The organism is Mycobacterium haemophilum DSM 44634, from assembly GCF_000340435.2.
Taxonomy (GTDB): domain Bacteria; phylum Actinomycetota; class Actinomycetes; order Mycobacteriales; family Mycobacteriaceae; genus Mycobacterium; species Mycobacterium haemophilum.
In genome coordinates, this window is sequence record NZ_CP011883.2 from 1,172,752 (window position 1) to 1,189,348 (window position 16,597).

General features: G+C 63.7%; 19 protein-coding genes. 8 read left to right on the forward strand and 11 right to left on the reverse strand.

All coding sequences use genetic code 11. From position 1 onward, the window contains the following. Positions 1-6: 6 nt before the first annotated feature. Together B586_RS05595 and B586_RS05600 are read right to left on the reverse strand one after the other, a co-directional pair. Positions 7-984 (reverse strand): 3-oxoacyl-[acyl-carrier-protein] synthase III C-terminal domain-containing protein, encoded by a 978-nt coding sequence (locus B586_RS05595; protein ID WP_082607527.1) that lies wholly within the window; start codon positions 982-984, stop codon positions 7-9. Continuing rightward, positions 968-2,068, reverse strand: a complete 1,101-nt coding sequence (locus B586_RS05600) for a 3-oxoacyl-ACP synthase III family protein (protein ID WP_054880475.1) — start codon at positions 2,066-2,068, stop codon at positions 968-970. The genes B586_RS05595 and B586_RS05600 overlap by 17 nt, the downstream gene beginning before the upstream one ends. A 306-nt stretch (positions 2,069-2,374) precedes the next feature. Here B586_RS05600 and B586_RS05605 point away from each other — a divergent pair, with 306 nt between their 5' ends. After that, positions 2,375-3,253 carry a universal stress protein gene (locus B586_RS05605; RefSeq protein ID WP_047313228.1) on the forward strand — a complete coding sequence of 293 codons (879 nt, stop codon included), beginning with the start codon at positions 2,375-2,377 and terminating at the stop codon, positions 3,251-3,253. A 2-nt stretch (positions 3,254-3,255) separates the two neighbouring features. Here the strand turns inward: B586_RS05605 and B586_RS05610 are convergent, their stop codons facing one another. Together B586_RS05610 and B586_RS05615 are read right to left on the reverse strand one after the other, a co-directional pair. After that, entirely contained in the window at positions 3,256-3,672 is a 417-nt protein-coding gene (locus B586_RS05610) for a DUF302 domain-containing protein (protein WP_047313227.1), read from the reverse strand. 58 nt (positions 3,673-3,730) lie between these two features. Next, entirely contained in the window at positions 3,731-4,000 is a 270-nt protein-coding gene (locus B586_RS05615) for a metal-sensitive transcriptional regulator (RefSeq protein WP_047313226.1), read from the reverse strand. Positions 4,001-4,116: 116 nt separating this feature from the next. On the opposite strand from B586_RS05615, the gene B586_RS05620 reads away from it, so the two are divergent. Together B586_RS05620 and trxA are read left to right on the forward strand one after the other, a co-directional pair. Further along, positions 4,117-4,497, forward strand: coding sequence for a carboxymuconolactone decarboxylase family protein (locus B586_RS05620; protein ID WP_047313225.1), 381 nt, complete (start codon positions 4,117-4,119; stop codon positions 4,495-4,497). A gap of 31 nt (positions 4,498-4,528) precedes the next feature. Continuing rightward, positions 4,529-4,903 carry a thioredoxin gene (gene trxA, locus B586_RS05625; protein ID WP_054881050.1) on the forward strand — a complete coding sequence of 125 codons (375 nt, stop codon included), beginning with the start codon at positions 4,529-4,531 and terminating at the stop codon, positions 4,901-4,903. Positions 4,904-5,114: 211 nt separating this feature from the next. Here trxA and B586_RS05630 read toward each other — a convergent pair whose 3' ends face one another. Continuing rightward, positions 5,115-5,429 carry a hypothetical protein gene (locus tag B586_RS05630; RefSeq protein ID WP_047313224.1) on the reverse strand — a complete coding sequence of 105 codons (315 nt, stop codon included), beginning with the start codon at positions 5,427-5,429 and terminating at the stop codon, positions 5,115-5,117. 193 nt (positions 5,430-5,622) lie between these two features. Between B586_RS05630 and B586_RS05635 the strand changes: the two genes are divergently transcribed. Then, positions 5,623-6,348, forward strand: coding sequence for a peroxiredoxin (locus B586_RS05635; protein ID WP_418001124.1), 726 nt, complete (start codon positions 5,623-5,625; stop codon positions 6,346-6,348). Between the two features lie 16 nt (positions 6,349-6,364). Further along, positions 6,365-7,036: a PIG-L family deacetylase gene (locus B586_RS05640; RefSeq protein WP_054880474.1), complete on the forward strand. Its 672-nt coding sequence runs from the start codon at positions 6,365-6,367 to the stop codon at positions 7,034-7,036. Between the two features lie 25 nt (positions 7,037-7,061). On the opposite strand, the gene B586_RS05645 is transcribed toward B586_RS05640, so the two are convergent. Together B586_RS05645 and B586_RS05650 are read right to left on the reverse strand one after the other, a co-directional pair. Further along, complete coding sequence (locus B586_RS05645; RefSeq protein WP_082607529.1) at positions 7,062-8,312, reverse strand: S1C family serine protease; 1,251 nt, start codon at positions 8,310-8,312, stop codon at positions 7,062-7,064. A 143-nt stretch (positions 8,313-8,455) separates the two neighbouring features. Further along, positions 8,456-9,361: a universal stress protein gene (locus tag B586_RS05650; protein WP_047313222.1), complete on the reverse strand. Its 906-nt coding sequence runs from the start codon at positions 9,359-9,361 to the stop codon at positions 8,456-8,458. 272 nt (positions 9,362-9,633) lie between these two features. Here B586_RS05650 and B586_RS05655 point away from each other — a divergent pair, with 272 nt between their 5' ends. The 3 genes from B586_RS05655 (at position 9,634) to B586_RS05665 (ending at position 13,230) form a co-directional block, all read left to right on the forward strand. Beyond that, positions 9,634-10,068: an Hsp20/alpha crystallin family protein gene (locus B586_RS05655; protein ID WP_156166214.1), complete on the forward strand. Its 435-nt coding sequence runs from the start codon at positions 9,634-9,636 to the stop codon at positions 10,066-10,068. Positions 10,069-10,191: 123 nt separating this feature from the next. Next, a complete protein-coding gene (locus tag B586_RS05660; protein ID WP_211141581.1) occupies positions 10,192-12,234 on the forward strand; it encodes an erythromycin esterase family protein in 2,043 nt (680 codons plus the stop codon). Between the two features lie 27 nt (positions 12,235-12,261). Then, positions 12,262-13,230, forward strand: coding sequence for a 1-phosphofructokinase family hexose kinase (locus B586_RS05665; RefSeq protein ID WP_047313219.1), 969 nt, complete (start codon positions 12,262-12,264; stop codon positions 13,228-13,230). A 28-nt stretch (positions 13,231-13,258) separates the two neighbouring features. Here B586_RS05665 and B586_RS05670 read toward each other — a convergent pair whose 3' ends face one another. From B586_RS05670 to B586_RS05685, 4 genes are read right to left on the reverse strand one after another with little or no spacing between them, the layout of a single operon-like run. After that, the gene (locus B586_RS05670; RefSeq protein ID WP_236971356.1) at positions 13,259-13,711 is read right to left on the reverse strand and encodes a hydrogenase maturation protease; all 453 of its coding nucleotides are present in this window, start codon (positions 13,709-13,711) and stop codon (positions 13,259-13,261) included. After that, a complete protein-coding gene (locus B586_RS05675) occupies positions 13,705-14,997 on the reverse strand; it encodes a Ni/Fe hydrogenase subunit alpha (RefSeq protein WP_047313217.1) in 1,293 nt (430 codons plus the stop codon). The genes B586_RS05670 and B586_RS05675 overlap by 7 nt, the downstream gene beginning before the upstream one ends. Continuing rightward, a complete protein-coding gene (locus tag B586_RS05680) occupies positions 14,994-15,776 on the reverse strand; it encodes an NADH-quinone oxidoreductase subunit B family protein (RefSeq protein WP_047313216.1) in 783 nt (260 codons plus the stop codon). Before B586_RS05680 ends, B586_RS05675 begins: the two co-directional genes overlap by 4 nt. Then, complete coding sequence (locus B586_RS05685; protein WP_054880472.1) at positions 15,777-16,592, reverse strand: FAD/NAD(P)-binding protein; 816 nt, start codon at positions 16,590-16,592, stop codon at positions 15,777-15,779. Between the last annotated feature and the right edge of the window lie 5 nt (positions 16,593-16,597).

Consider the following 16,597-nt stretch of genomic DNA (forward strand, 5'->3'; position numbering starts at 1 on the left):
CTGCCGTCACGATGTGCTTCTATCGTGTGGGCACAGCGAATGCGGCCGGAAGGGCAGTACGCCACTAGCCTGGTGGGCCGAAAGTCCATTGAGCTCCTGTCGCGACGACTCAAGGGGCTGGCGGTAGAGCGCTGCACCGGCGGTAATCCCTGCGCCAGCAACGATGAGTAGCACCTGGGCGCCTGCTGGAAATCGACCAGTGCAGCGGTCAAGTGCCGCCACGAGTGAGGCGGTATGGATTTTTTCGTCTGCTGCGATGGTGATCCGTTCGACCGGAACGCCGAGCTGGGTGGCCAGCTCGGTGCGGTAGCCGGCAAGAGCCGGAGCCGCGACGATCGCGTCAACCTCGTCAAGTCCGAGTGCGGACTTAGCGAGGCAGCCATACGCCGCTTCGGCTGCGGCGGTAGCGAATTGCTGCTCCTTTTTCACGGATCCGTTGAATCGAAGCACATTACGTGCGTCGCCGAGTCCGATTGTGGCGCGAAAGTTCTCGCCATCGTCGGGAAGGTTTGCCCAGTGGAATTGACCTAGACCGTCGCCGTCGCCGGTCCGACCGCACAGCAGTGCCGCACCGACCGGTGCGAACGGGAAGTGCTCGCTCATTCCGTGGCCGGGATCCACATCACTGGCCACAATCAGGGCGCAGTCGACGGTATGCGACCGAAGGAATCCGTCGACGACCTGCAGTGCGGTGAGCACGCCGCAGGTGCCGTTGGCGATGTCGAAGGAAAACGTGCCGTGTGCGCCGGCATGCGGATCTTCGACATTGGCGCCGATGTCCTCCTGGATGAGCGCGGCAAGCGCGGGTTCCCCCAGATTCCGCTCACGGTAGATTCCGGCGTTGACCAGAAGGTCGACGTCGTTGGGGTCTTGCTCAGCTCCTTGCAAACATTTCTGCGCCGCCGTGACGGCCAGGTGCAGCGCACTGTGACGAGTACGCCAACTGCCACTGGTGATATTGAGCCGTTTAATTATTGTGCCCATAGCGCTTCACCAGATCTTCGTCCAGAGTGAGCAGAACGACGCCGATTTCCAGACCCGACGCCAACGCGATCAGCGCCACGGTCTCACCTGGCTGGATGTTCCCGGCTTCGAGTTCTTCGATAAGGGCCACCGTATGAGTTGTCGAAGCGGTGTTGCCGTATCGGTCCACCGTGATTACCGCATCGTGGCGAGGGGTCTCGCCGAACGAGGCGGACATCGCCGCCATGCCTTTGCGGATGGCGCGTGCTGAGGTTTGATGGGTGATCACGTGGTCGATGTCGTGGATCGAAATACCCACTGCATCAAGGACTTCCTGCAGCAGCAGCGGGGTGTTCGAAATTGCCGCACGATGAATAGCCCGAGAATCTGTAAACATTCGGGCACCCGGATCGTGGCCCTTCGGATACGCTAGGCAGAGTCTGCTGTAGTCGGCGACGGTAGTGAAGCCGGCGAGGCGGATCCCGCCCGATCCAGTGGGGGCGCGCTCGAGCAGAAGCGCCGCACCCGCGTCACCAAGCGTCAGTGACGCGAGTTCTTTGCTCATGATACTGCGAATGTGCTGGGCCGCATTCTGGCCGAGCGGGGAGATGTACTCGCCGCTGACCACCAGCCCCCGCTTGACGGTTCCCTGCCGAATCCAGTTGTTGAGCACCGTGACACCGGTCAGCATTCCCGCACACGCGTTGGAGATGTCGAAAGTCGTCGCTTTGTCAGCGCCGATCGCATGGGCGACGGCACTGCTCATCGGCGGCTCCAGCCACTGGGTGAGGCCGCCGCGAAACTTTGTGATGCTGCAGTTGATTACCACTTCAACCGATGCGGGGTCCTGCTGCGCCTTAGCAAGGCAGTCGAACGCCGCCGAAGTCGCCAAGCTATAGGAGTCCTCGTCTCCGAGCGAGACGCGGCGTTCATGTATGCCTGTCAACCGTTCCAGGTCGATATGCGTGTGGTGCTTCGTGGTGGACATCAATTCGTCTGTGGTGAGATGTGTTGGCGGCAGGTGCCGGCCAGCCCCGGCCACCCGGGTGCTGAATGGGGCGGCGCCATCGCCCGAGATGTCCATCACCAGCCAATGGGTGCCCATCGGCAAATCCCTCATTCCTTAGCGGGCAAGTCAACGGCCGTGCTGGGCGCTAACGGCGGAACTCCAAGGCATTCCATCTCAACGCTATGGATTTCACAGCGGAGTGCCAGGGCCGTTGGTCCTCGAGGAAATGGGCCTTCGGCCCCAGCCTTCACCATCGGGAGGTTTGTACGCTTCCTGCCATGACGTACGTAGGTTTAGAACGCCGTTGGTCGCCGTGCTGCCCGGCAGAGATCAGATCACGCGGCTTGGGCACCAAGAGCACAGCAGATGACGTCACCACGCTCGGATTCGGAGGGCTGCAAAATGTCTGCGCTAGCAACCAAATACGGAATACTGGTCGGTGTTGACGGGTCGGCGGAATCGGATGCCGCCATACGCTTCGCCAGCCGTGAAGCGCTGATGCGTGCGGCGACGATCACCCTGATGCACGTCGTCGCCCCAATCCCTGACTGGCCCGCGCCTTCCAGGCAAGTAGAGATCGCCGAGGCCTGGGAGGCCAACGCTCGCGACGTCATCGAACAAGCACGCAAGACCGCCTTGGCCATCATGGGTGAAGTCGCTGCACCTGACGTACACACCGAGGTCGTGCATTCGCCCGTCGTGCCGATGCTCATCGGCGCTTCCTCGCAGGCCCAAATGATCCTTGTGGGCAGCCGGGGGATGGGGGCGCTGGGCAGGTTTTTGCTGGGCTCTGTCAGCAGTGGTGTGGTGCGCCATGCTCACTGTCCCGTCGCGATCATCCACAACGATGACGGCTCGGCAGACGATAAAGCCCCGGTCTTGGTGGGCGTTGACGGGTCGCCGGCTTCAGAAGGAGCTATCGAGTTGGCTTTCGACGAGGCGTCACGTCGTGGGGTGGACCTTGTTGCCTTGCACGCGTGGAGCGATGTTGCCGTCTTCCCGATCCTCGGCATGGACTGGCAGGACTACGAAACCCGAGGCGAGGAAGTCCTCGCCGAGCGCCTGGCGGGCTGGCAAGAACAATATCCCGACGTGCACGTGCAGCGACGGCTGGTGTGCGACAAGCCGGCCCACTGGCTCATCGAGGAATCCCAACACGCTCAACTCGTGGTGGTCGGCAGCCACGGCCGTGGCGGATTCCCCGGCATGCTGTTGGGCTCGGTGGGCTCCGCTCTTGCCCAATCCGCACAAGCGCCGTTGATCATTGTCCGACCCGGTTAGCGCTACCCTGTCTGCGCGGTGTGACCAACTGCATTGATCGCGGCATGCAGTTTGGCGGCAGCTTCATCGGCGATTTCCTGCAGACCCGGCTGACCGGCGACCCGGACCATTATTTGCGGATCCATCGCCTCGATGATCACCCGGCCGCTGCGGCCGACAGGATCGGTTCGCACTACCACGTTGCATGGCAACAATTGGCCGATCCGTCGATCCACATCCAGGGCGCGGTGAGCCAGCGACGGGTTGCAGGCACCAAGGATCAGATAGTCCTCCATATCCTCGCCCAGCTTCTCTTTCAGCGTGGCTTTCACATCGATCTTGGTCAGCACGCCAAAACCCTGATCGGCGAGGGCTTGCGTGGTCCGCTCGACCGCCTCACTAAACGAGGTGTGAAGGTCGGTGCTCAGGCTTAATGTCATTGCTACTTCTCCCTGGTGTCGAATCACCTTGCTGATGGCCCTTTCCTCGCCTGTGATTTCAGGCCAGGGCCAGGAACAGCTTTTCCAGTTCAGCCTCCGTCAACGGCGGCGTGCCGCCCCTGCTGTTGCCGCTGATGCACTCCCGCAGGCCGGCGGCGACGATCTTGAACCCGGCCCGGTCAAGCGCGCGGGAAACCGCCGCAAGTTGCGTGACCACGTCCTTGCAGTCACGGCCCTGCTCAATCATCGCGATCACCCCAGCGAGTTGTCCCTGGGCGCGGCGCAACCGATTGAGCACCGCTGTGATGCTGTCTTCGTTACCAACCATTGGTCCCTCCAGATCGTACCTGAAACTATGTTACCCCAGGGGGTATGTGGCCGACCGGTTATCATCGAAACGATCAGACCCGGAATACCCGTACGGGTATATGTATTATATCTGTCATGAGCGAACACCAACATCATCACGAGGTACTCAATGGCCTCAACCCTCAGCACCGCGCCTTGCGACAGATGATCCCCGGGGTCTACCGCGGATTCGCAGAGATGAGCAACGCCGCGCTCACCTCAGGTGCATTGGACCGAAAAGTTAAAGAGCTCATCGCGGTCGCTGTCGGGGTGGTGGCCGGGTGCGATGGCTGTATCGCCTCGCACGCCCAGGGGGCCGCCCGCGCCGGAGCCTCCAAAGAAGAGGCCGCCGAAGCCATCGGTGTCTCCATCCTCATGCACGGGGGACCGGCGACCATCTACGGCGCTCGCGCATACGACGCATTCTGCGAATTCGCTGATGCGGGCGTCGGTACCACATCGGGATCAGCCCAATGAGAACTACATGGCCCAAGAAAGGATGTGTGCAATGGCCGTAAAGAACCTCACCTTCGCCGATTTCGAATCGACGATCCTGGAAAATCCGATCGTCCTCGTCGACTTCTGGGCGCCGTGGTGCGGCCCATGCCGTGCCTTCGCGCCAGTCTTCGAACGGTCCGCCCGGGACCATCCCGACATCGTTCACGCCAAGGTCGACACCGACGCTGAGCGAGAGCTGGCGGCAGTCGCCGGCATCCGATCTGTTCCCACCACCATGGCGTTTCGCGACGGCGTCCTGGTGCACAGCCAGTCAGGGGCGATGCCCCCGGCAGTGCTGGAAAACCTGATCGGCCAGATCAAAGCCCTCAACATGGCCACCGTGCGCACCAAGATCGCCGAGCGCAAAGCCGCCGCAACGGCTTAGCGCCCGGCAGTCACGACTGCAATCACCATGTGTTATCCCGTGCGCTGCCGGCGTTGTGGCAAGACGACCTGGGCGGGCTGCGGCCAACACGCCGAGAATGTCATGGAATCTATGCCGCCCAATCAACGATGCGTCTGCCGTAACGCTGCCGTGGGGTCGCGGCTTTCATCGTGTGCGGCAACGAATCCCGCTGCAGCATACCGTATCCTGCTCAGGGATGCCTGGGGTGTATGGGGCGTATAGGGCCACAGTTGAGGCCGATAATGCAACCGCCCTCATAGCTGGTGATGTAATCATCATCTCCTGAACGGTCGCCATAGTACGTGCCGGTGAAGAACCCGGAGAAAAAGACCACCGCGACGGCCAAGACCACCGCTGCGGCGCTGGCGACGACAGCAGCCCAGGCTGCAACGGTGTTCGGCCACTTCCATCCTCGCAGTTCGGCCGAATTGTCCTCTTCCGCCACAGTTATCGGCTCGTTAGGTGACATGTTGCTGTCCTTCCTTACAACCAGCGACGACAACATGGATACTGCTTGTCGACCTGCCGTACTGCCAAGGGCACAAAGTCGGTTACATTGGGGACCAAGATAATCCGTATCGCGGAAGGGACTACCGGCGCCCGGCCGATGACCATCGGCCCTACGAACGGTCGCGCGATGGGCTTCATCCTGAAGCCAGCTTGACCACGCGGGAATCATTGAGAAGGGACCATATGCCATGACCGCTCCTGCAGAGCCGGCCGCCGCCACACCTTCCATGCCACGTATCGGCGACGCAGCGCCCGCATTCACTGCCGTCACTACCCAGGGCCGAATCAGCTTTCCCACCGACTACCAAGGAAAATGGGTCATCTTCTTCTCCCACCCAGCTGACTTCACCCCGGTCTGCACAACCGAATTCATGACTTGTGCCTCGATGCAACAACAGTTCGCTGTCTACAACACCCAACTGGTGGGTCTCTCGGTCGACGGGCTTTACAGCCACATCGCCTGGCTGCGAACCATTGAAGAGAAGATCGCCTTCCGTGATCTCAAAAATACCGAAGTCGCCTTTCCGGTAATCGAAGACGTCTCAATGGATATCGCCCGGAAATACGGGATGATCATGCCGGGCGAAGATTCGACCAAGGCAGTACGGGCGGTGTTTGTCATCGACCCAAAGGGCACGATCCGCGCCCTCATCTACTACCCGCTAAGCCTTGGGCGTAACTTCGACGAGTTGCTGCGTGTCATCAAGGCGTTGCAGACCGCCGATCATTTCGGCATCGCAACTCCCGCGAACTGGCAGCCGGGTGAGCCCGTCATCCTCTCTGCGCCCAGCTCATCTAGCGCTGCGCAGGAGCGCATGGCAGGACACGCCGACGGCATCGAGTGCACGGACTGGTTCTTCTGCACCGAGGAACTCTCCGCTGACGCGGTTGAATCCGGCATCCGGGTCGGATAGCGGCAGGGCAGTTTCGATGACAGGTGGACAGCTGCCCGGATGGCGATCTGTTCTCGCTGTGATCGCTCACCCGGACGACGAGTCGTTCGGTTTGGGCGCGATCCTGTCGACGTTCGCCGAGGGGGGAGCAGAGCTAACCGTGCTATGCCTGACCCGTGGCGAGGCGTCGACACTCCATGGAGTCAGCGGCGAGCTGGGCGACATCCGGGCCCGCGAGTTGGCCGCTGCGGCCGAGGTGCTGGGGGTGTCGGAGGTACAGCTGCTGAGTTACCCGGACGGGCATCTCGCCGATACGGCCCCCGGCGAGCTGGCCATCCCGGTCATTGATTTCGCGGAACGATTCGGCACGCAGGGCTTGCTGGTGTTCGACCCGACCGGCGTTACCGGACACCCCGACCATCGGCAGGCAACCGCTGCGGCGCGGGCCGCCGCAGCCAGGCTTGACCTGCCGTTGCTGGGCTGGACGTTGCCCGCCGTCGTCGCGGATGCTCTCAACCGCGAGTACGCCACGGCGTTCGTCGGCCATCGGCGTGGCGACATCGACATGATGGTGCCCGTGGACCGGCGTCGGCAATATCAGGCGGTCCGCGAGCACCCCAGCCAGGCACTGCCAACCAGCGTGTTGTGGAAACGGCTGGAGCTACTGGGGCCATTCGAATATCTGCGCTGGCTGACGGACACACGTTAAGCAGCCCTGCCAGTGCCCGCACTGCTCACCCATCGAGGAGGCCCTGCGCGCCATCACCGGCAACGCGGTCAGATGCCAGGGTCACCGGCGCGGTGCGGGTGGCGCCCGCGGTGTCGGTATAGGTCAACACCACGGTGTCGCCGGGAGTCTTCGACAGGACCACCGCAACCAGGGCCTCAGCGCTGACGATCGCTCGGTCGTCCATCCGGGTGACCACCGTGCCGGGGTCCAGCCCGGCCGTTGCGGCGGGGCTGCCGCTTTTCACCTCGACGATCTTGGCTCCATGGGTGTCGCGGTCGCGGGTCAACCGCACACCCAGATAGGCATGCGACGCGGTACCCGTAGCGACCAACTCGCCCACAATGCGCTTGGCTTGATCGACCGGGATAGCGAAACCGAGCCCAATCGAACCGCTCGGCCCGAGGAGGAAACCCCCGCCGGTGGTCCATATCAACGAGTTCAGGCCGACGAGATCGCCGTTGCTGTCGATCAGCGCTCCACCCGAACTCCCCGGGTTGATTGCCGCGTCGGTCTGGATGGTGTCGAGCGCCGTCCGATGGCCGGTGACGTCGATCGGAGGGGTGAGTATCGGCCGGTGCAGCGCACTGATGATGCCGGTCGTCACGGTGCTCTCGAGGCCCAGCGGTGCCCCGACCGCCACCACCGACTGACCGACGCGAAGCTTGGCCGAGGAGCCAAGGGTGATGGGGGTAAGCCCAGAAATGCCTTGCGCGCGAACAACTGCGACGTCGGTGGTCAGGTCCGTGCCAACCACACTAAACGATGCGGTGCGGCCGTCGGCGAAGGTGGCCACTCTTTTTGGTGGGGCATCGGCGTCAGGGCTGGCATCGAAGCCGGACACGACGTGGCTACTGGTCAGGATCAGGCCGTCGGCAGTCAAGACAATGCCCGAGCCCTCTTCGGACTGGCGACCGGTGTTGGTCTCCAGCTTGACAACACTGGGTACCGCCTTGGCGGCAGCGCGCTCAAGGGAGGAGCTTGGTAATTCAGCCACCGGCCAGGTGGCTGAGGTCCCGCTGCCGGCGCGTTCGTAACCGAATGGGTCGGTAGCCAGTACAGCGGTTGCCGCACTGATCCCGGAGATCGCTGCCACCGCTAGCGTGCCGGCGAACAGTTTCCAATTGCGGAAAATGCTCTGCCGCAGCACATCTACTGCGGTTGCGGCCTGTTCAGGGGGGAGAACTGTGGGCACGCTGCCGGTCTCGGGCTTTGTTGATGCCCGCGCATACAGCTGGTACGTGACCCGGTAGGCCATGGTGCTCCTTGGCTAGCAGTGGTGTCGATTCCATCGTGAGTGCGGCAGGTCGGCGGCGATAGGGACCGAAGTCCTGTGCCGGTGGGGCATTGGTCGCCGGGTTGAATCTTGAAGCGCCCGTGCGCTGGCGCTGCAGCTGCACGCTAGCGTCGGCGGGCGACGATCACCGGTACGCGAGCCGCATGCACGACGGCCATACTGACCGATCCGAGCAGCATTCCGGTGAATCCGCCGCGCCCGTGGCTACCGACCACGACGAGCTGAGCCCAGCGCGCCCTGTCGAGAAGGTGGCGGGCCGGGTGATCCCACACCACCAGCCGATGAACGGTGACATCGGGGTAGCGCTCCTGCCAGCCGGCTAGGCGTTCGGCAAGGATTCGGTTGGCCGCGGATTCCAACTCCCCCGATTCCATGGTCAGGACTCTTCCCATTTCCGCGTCAGTCCAGGCATGGAGGGCGACCAAGTCGGCGTTACGCCAGGACGCCTCGTCGAACGCGATGGCGGTGGCCAACTCCGAGACCGGCGAACCGTCAACGCCGACAAGTACCGATGACCCCATGGGTTGCGGCAGTGAAGCCAGTTCACTAGGCATCACCGCGACCGGACAGCGGGCATGGTGGACCAACGCGGAGCTGACCGATCCGAGTAGAGCGCGGCGCCAGGTACTTTGGCCGCGAGACCCAACCACCACCATCTCAGCGTCCGTGGATTGCTCGACAAGCGTCGCCGCGGGTGCCGAGACAAACACTTCAGCGTTGATCTTGAGGCTGCCGTGGCCCGCGGCGCTATCTTCGGCGACCTTGATTGCATCGTTAAGCATCTGCCGGGCGTCTTCTTCCCGCTGTTCGACGAACTCGGCCGGGATAGGGGCCGCGGGCGACACAAGAACTGGTGCGCCGAGCACCGGTGGTGCGGTGACCACGTGGACGAGGGTGAGTGGGCTGTTACGCATCGTCGCTTCGTGTGCGGCCCATCGTACCGCCGCCACCGAAGACGGTGACCCGTCGACACCGACCAAGATTCCTGAATGTGGCAGGGAACGGCGCACTGCATCACCTTCCTACATCGATCGCCCTCAACACAGTAGAAAATGGGGCTGTCATCGGTCAGGAGGCATTGGTCCCAACAACGATGGACATACGCCACTTCAGTTTCGTTGACTGAACAACGTCGCCGCCAGCGCTGCGGGGCCCCAGTCGAGGGCCATCGCCGATGATCGCGCCGACGAATGGCCCTGCGACGCAGGACTTCGGTCCCTACCGCACCAACCTGTCAAGTGATCGGATCGAAGTTGTCAGTTCACCTAAGGCCTGAGGAGGCATCATGACAACCCTTCCCGTTCGGCGTCGGACGCGTTCGCTCTTTCCGGAGTTGTCGGAGTGGTTCACCGGTTTACCGTCGTTCGCCGGACTCCAGCCGGTTTTCGAGAGGCGGATGATGCGGCTAGAGGACGAGATGAAGGACGGCAACTATGAGGTACGCGCTGAGCTTCCCGGTATCGATCCGGTCAAGGACGTCGACGTCACCGTGCATGATGGTCTGCTGACGATCAAAGCGGAGCGCAGCGAGAAGAAGGATTTCGACGGGCGGTCCGAATTCTCCTACGGCTCGTTCGAACGTACGGTGTCGCTACCGGCGGGCGCCAACGAAGACGACATCAACGCTACCTACGACAAGGGAATTCTCACGGTGTCCGTACCAGTCACCGAGGCGAAGCCCACCGAAAAGCACGTCCAGATCCAATCCGCGAGTTGACGTGACCCCCCGGTCCCGGAGCACGGCGCTCCGGGACCGGGGGAGCGATTTATCACTGGTCGTCACCGCGAGAAAGCACATGATTATGAGACTTCAGACTTCGAATTCTGCCGGCGGCCGGTCATGACTCGAACGGCTGACCTTGGGAGGCGCGCGCCCCGACGTATGTTCCGCGACCGCCGGGAGGCCGGTCAGGTGCTGGCCGACCTGCTGGGCGCTTACCGTGACCGCAAGGACGTGGTGGTGCTGGGACTGGCACGTGGAGGACTACCCGTCGCGTGGGAGGTCGCAGCCAGGCTGCGGGCACCGCTGGATGCCTTCGTGGTACGCAAACTCGGCGCACCCGGACACGAAGAGTTCGCGGTCGGCGCTTTGGCCAGCGGTGGCCGCGTCGTGATCAATGACGATGTGGTGCGGGGATTGCGGATCACGCCTCAGCAGCTGCGCGATATCGCCGAACGCGAAGGGCGCGAGCTGGTCCGGCGCGAGGCCGCCTATCGCGGCGGACAGCCCCCTGCCGACGTGACCGGAAAGACCGTCATCCTGGTCGATGACGGGTTGGCCACCGGGGCAAGCATGTTCGCCGCGGTGCAAGCATTGCGTGAAGCCGAGCCCGCGCAGATCGTGATCGCCGTGCCGGCGGCCCCGGAATCGACCTGCCGGGAATTCGCCGGCATTGTGGACGACGTCGTCTGTGCCACCATGCCTACACCCTTTCTCGCTGTGGGCGAGTCATTTTGGGACTTCCGCCAGATCAGCGATGAAGAAGTTAGGGAACTACTGGCCACTCCCACCATGGGTGCCGCAGTAACGGTCGCCCAACCCGAAGCCACCGCAGCTGAGGTGATCAGACGCGTCGCTGTCGCGGCACCGGCCGGTGTTCCTCCGACGGACGCCTTGGAAAAGCTGATCGGCGACGCGCGGATCGTTTTGATCGGCGAAAGTTCACACGGCACGCATGAGTTCTATGAGGCGCGCGCCGCCATCACGAAATGGCTGATCGAGCAGATGGGCTTCTGTGCCGTCGCCGCGGAAGCCGACTGGCCCGACGCCTACCGGGTGAACCGGTATGTTCGCGGGCTTGGCGACGACAAGAACGCCGAGGAGGCGCTGAGCGGGTTTGAGCGTTTCCCCGCCTGGATGTGGCGTAACGTCGTGGTCCGCGAATTCACCGAGTGGCTACACGGCCACAATCAACGATGCCGGTCGGCAGGCCGTCGGGAATCCGGATTCTACGGCTTGGACCTCTACAGCCTGCATCGCTCGATGAGCGAGGTGATCGCCTATCTCGACAAGGTCGACCCTACTGCTGCGTCCCGGGCACGCCAGCGCTACGCGTGCTTCGACCATGCCTCGTCCGACGACGGCCAGGCCTACGGATTCGCCGCGGCGTTCGGCGCCGGCCCATCGTGCGAACGACAAGCAATCGAGCAGCTGGTCGAATTCCAGCGCAATGCACTGGATTACGCGCGCCGTGACGGGCTGATCGCCGAGGACGAGGCGTTCTACGCGCAGCAGAACGCACAAACCGTCCGCAACGCGGAGGTGTACTACCGTGCGATGTTCAGCGGACGGGTCACATCGTGGAACCTCCGCGACGCGCACATGGCCCAAACCTTGCAGGCGCTGTTGACGCATTTGGGCCGCCGCCAGACCAAAGCGGCGCGAATTGTCGTTTGGGCACACAACTCTCACGTTGGTGATGCCCGGGCCACCGAAATGGGCGCTGACGGGCAGCTCACGCTGGGGCAGCTCGTCCGCGAGCGCTACCGCGAGGAATCGCGTCTCATCGGGTTCACCACGTATACCGGCACGGTCACCGCTGCCAGCGAATGGGGAGCCGTCGCGGAACGCAAGGCCGTCCGGGCGGCGCTCAACGGAAGCGTGGAAGAACTGTTTCATGAGACCGGTGGTCGCGCGTTCTTGGTGTCACCCATCATCAACCGCGACGCCGACGAACCGTTGGGTGCCGTTCGGCTGGGACGCGCCATCGGCGTTATCTATCAGCCAGCAACCGAGCGCCAGAGCCACTACTTCCACACCCGGCCCGCCGATCAGTTTGACGCGATCATTCATATCGACCAGACCAGGGCGCTGGAACCGCTTGAGGTGACCAGTCAGTGGATCGCCGGAGAAACCCCGGAAACCTATCCGACCGGCTTGTAGTCGCCTCGGCAGGGGAGCGCTCCCGAAATGAAACCACCGGTTCGGCCTTCCACGAGCGGATCGCGGATTGTGACGTTGACGATGAACCCCGCACTCGATATCACCACTACCGCTGACCAGGTGCGGCCTACCGAGAAAATCCGTTGTCACGGTGCACGTTATGACGCGGGTGGTGGCGGCATCAATGTGGCACGCATCGCGCATGTGCTGGGCGCGTCGGTGTCTGCGGTATTCCCCGCCGGCGGGCAAAGCGGCCAGGTTGTTGCCGATCTGGTTGTCGAGGCTGGTGTTCGGTTTCACCGCATCAAGATCGCCGAGGCTACCCGGGAAAGTTTCACCGTCAACGAGGCTCACACCGGCCAGCAGTATCGGTTCATCCTTCCTGGTCCGCGGTTGAGCCTGACAGAACAGGCGCAATGCCTCGACGGACTGCGCGCTGCGGCACGATCGGCCGAATTCGTGGTGGCCAGTGGCAGCCTGCCGCCAGGTGTTCCCGCCGACTACTATCAGCGCGTCGCCGACATCTGCGCGGAGCTGGGGACGCTGCTGATTCTCGACACATCCGGCGGCGGTCTGCGGCATATCACCTCCGGTGTGTTCCTGCTAAAAGCCAGTGTGCGGGAACTACGTGAATGCGTCGAATGTGACCTGGCCAGCGAACCAGAGCAGGTAGCGGCCGCCCAGGAGCTTATCCGGTGCGGACTCGCCCAATCCGTCGTGGTGTCGCTGGGTTCGCAGGGCGCGCTAGTCGCGACAACGCGTGGCAGTCAACGGTTTTCCGCGATCCCGATGCGATCGGGCAGCGGTGTCGGGGCCGGCGACGCGATGGTCGCGGCGATCACCGTAGGTCTGAGTCGAGGATGGCCGCTCGACAAGTCGGTGCGTTTCGGAATCGCGGCCGGCGCAGCGATGCTGATGACACCCGGTACGGCCGTTTGCAATCGCGCCGATGTGGACCGCCTTTTCGAGACGGTACCGGAACCGACAGAGGTGTGATCGGAGAATTGGCTGGGCGAGGCGAAAGTCAGCTGCCACTAACGATTTCAGCCACTGCTGCGGCGACCACGTCGGGTACCGCGGCCGCCACCTGTGGTGTCAGCCCGACGCCGTGGCTGGTGTCGGCGGCCTCGATGGTGAATACCACCAGCCGGCCAGGCTCCCGGCCCAGCGCTCGGCCCAGTGCAAATGCCTGGGTGACGTCGAGGCCATGCGTGCTCACCCCGCCTGCGGTAACCACATCGTTAACTGCATCGCGATGGATGCGGCCGGGTGTCGATGGAGAGGCCACCGCTGCATCGATCACCACGGCCAGCGCTGCGTCCGACCATGCGTCCAGCAGATCCATCGGGTCCTCAATCCCAGTCACGACGCGAACACCGGGCAGCTTGCGCTGGTTGATCGCGGTGGCCACGGCGGGGCCGACGCCGTCGTCGCGGCGATAGTCGTTTCCGATGCCGATCACCACCGCGTTCAACATCGGTCCACCGTGAGCCGCAGAAAGTGCGCCGAGCAGGAAATGCACGGGTCATGGTTGCGAATCACTCGCTCGCACAACGCGGTCAGCTCGCCATCGTCCAGTGATAGGTTCTCCGACACCACCTGCACCAGGTCGGCTTCGATCGCGGCCTGATTCTGCGACGTGGGCGGGATAATGGTCGCAGCTTCGATTAGCCCGTCCCCGTCGATCTGGTATCTGTGATACAGCAGCCCGCGCGGGGCTTCACTGACGCCGTGGCCGACCCCGGCACGCGCCGGCACATCGACGAACGGTCGTGCAGGGCGCTCGTAGTCGTCGATGATTCGCAGTGCCTCGTCGATTGCGTACACCACCTCGACCGCGCGGACCACAATGCTGCGGAACGGGTTTCGGCATTGCTCTGCTAGTCCCGCCTCGGCAGCCGCTTGTCGGGCTACCGGCGAGAGCGCCGACGAGTTCAGTGAATACCGCGCTAGCGGGCCGGTCAGGTATCGGCCACCGTCTAACGTCGCGTGTAGCGCGGTCGAGTGAGGCACCTGCGACTCGACGACGTGGTCGCTGAATTCAGCAGTGTTGAACGGGTTTCCGGCGCTGCGGGCGATCTCGCCATTCTCGATCGGATAGCCGTCAGGCGCGCGAAGCGCCAGCAGTTCGTGATCGAGCTCGAGCTCAGGGAAATCGAATCCGGACACCCAGGTCACCGTGGCTAGCGCGTCGTCGAGCGCCCGGCGCAGCTGCTCGGCCAACCCGACCAGCTCGTTGCGGGTGGGCACCGAGTAGAAACCGCCCAGCCGCACATTGATCGGGTGGATCGCCCGCCCGCCAAGGAATTCCATCAGCCGGTTACCCGCCTTCTTCAGCCGCAGGCCGCGTTCGACGTTCTCGCGCTGGTCGCGCGCCAGGCTGATCGCGTCCGGATAGCCAAGGAAGTCCGGTGCGTGCAGCAGGTAGATATGCAGCATGTGACTGTGCATCCACTCGCCGCAGTACAGCAGTCGGCGCAGCTGGATCAGGGCAGGGTCAAGCGTTACTCCGCAGGCGGCTTCGATTGCGTTGCAGGCGCTGACCTGGTAGGCCACCGGGCAGATGCCGCAGACTCGCGCCGTGATATCCGGTGGCTCCGTGTAGGACCTGCCACGCAGGAAAGCCTCGAAGAACCGCGGCGGCTCATAGATGTTCAGCTCAACGCTCTCCAATGCCCCATCGCGCAGCCTGATATGCAGGGCGCCTTCCCCTTCGACACGGGTTAGCGCGCCGACACTCAGTGTGCGGGTGGTCGGGATCACTGCTTGCTCCGTTCGGCGGCGAAGGTGGCGACATTGAATGTCGAGAACACCCGGTCAACATCGTCCTGCGACATTCCGTCGCGGCGCAACAGCGGGATCAGCGTGGCGGTTCTCGGTATCGCGGACGGGCCGAAACAGCCGTAGCAGCCACGATGATGCCTGGGACACAGTGCTCCACAGCCCGCGTGGGTGACCGGGCCCAGACACGGGATGCCGTCGGCGACGATGACGCATGTCACGCCGCGCATTTTGCACTCGGTGCACACCGTCTTGGCCGGCAGCCGGGGTTTGCGCCCGACCAGCAGCGCCGCCAAAGTGTCGAGCAGCTGCCCGCGGTCGATCGGGCATCCCTGCACCTGGTAATCGACCTTGACGTGTGCCGACGCCGGTGTCGATGTCGCCAGCGTGTCGATGTATTCCGGCTTGGCGTAGACCACCGAGGCGAATTCGGCGACGTCGGCGAAGTTCCGCAGCGCCTGGACACCGCCGGCGGTGGCGCACGCCCCGATGGTGACCAGCACCCGCGACTGTTGGCGGATCTCGTGGATGCGCCGCCTGTCGGCCTCGGTGGTAATGGATCCCTCGACCAGCGACACGTCGTAGGGTCCGCCGACGATCGCGCTGGAGGCCTCCAGGAAGGTGGCGATCTGCACCTGCGCGGCCAAGGTGAGCAATTCGTCCTCGCAGTCGAGCAGGGTCAGTTGGCAGCCGTCGCAGGACGCGAACTTCCAGACCGCTAGCCTTGTCTGGCGGCGACCCGCTGGCTTCGGCGTGCTCATCTACAGCTCCTTGACCGCTAACAAGGGGCCGGCGACGTCGTAGCCGACTATAGGGCCGTCCAGGCACAGCAGCAGCGGGCCGAGCTGGCAGTGGCCGCACCAGCCGATCCCGCACTGCATGTTCCGTTCGAGTGAGACCCGGATGTCGCTGGCCGCCATACCCTTTTCCAGCAGCGCATCGGCGGCGAAGCGCATCATCGGCTCCGGTCCGCACAGAAATGCCGTGGTGCGACCGGGATTTAACGCCAACCGACGCAACGGTTCGGTGACGAATCCCACCTCACCTGGCCAGCCTTGCACCGGGACATCGACGGTGTGGTGCAGTTCGAGGCTCGGGTCCTCGGCCCACTTGTCGAGTTGGTCGGCGAACAAGAAGTCCGCCTGCGAGCGGGCCCCCGCGATCAGCACCATCCGGCCGTAGTTTGCCCGCTGGGCTAGGGCGCCCAGCACCGCGGGACGCAGCGGGCACAATCCCACGCCGCCGGCCACCATCACCAAATCCCGGCCGGCGGCCTCCGATAGCCCCCAGCTGGTGCCAAACGGGCCCCGCACCCCGATTACGGTGCCCACCTGCGCGTCATGCAACGCGCGGCTGACCGCGCCGACCGCGCGGATGGTGTGGGTGATCGTCCCGTCGGTGGCGCTGGGGTCGCCGCTGATGGAGACCGCAACTTCGCCGATACCGAAGGCGTAGAGCATCATGAACTCGCCTGGCTGCGGAGTCCGCAACGTATCTTGGACCGGTTCCAGGCACAGCGTCGCTGTGTTGCGGTTCTCCTCGACGCGGCTGCGGACCCGGTAGGGGACCGGCGTCATGGGCG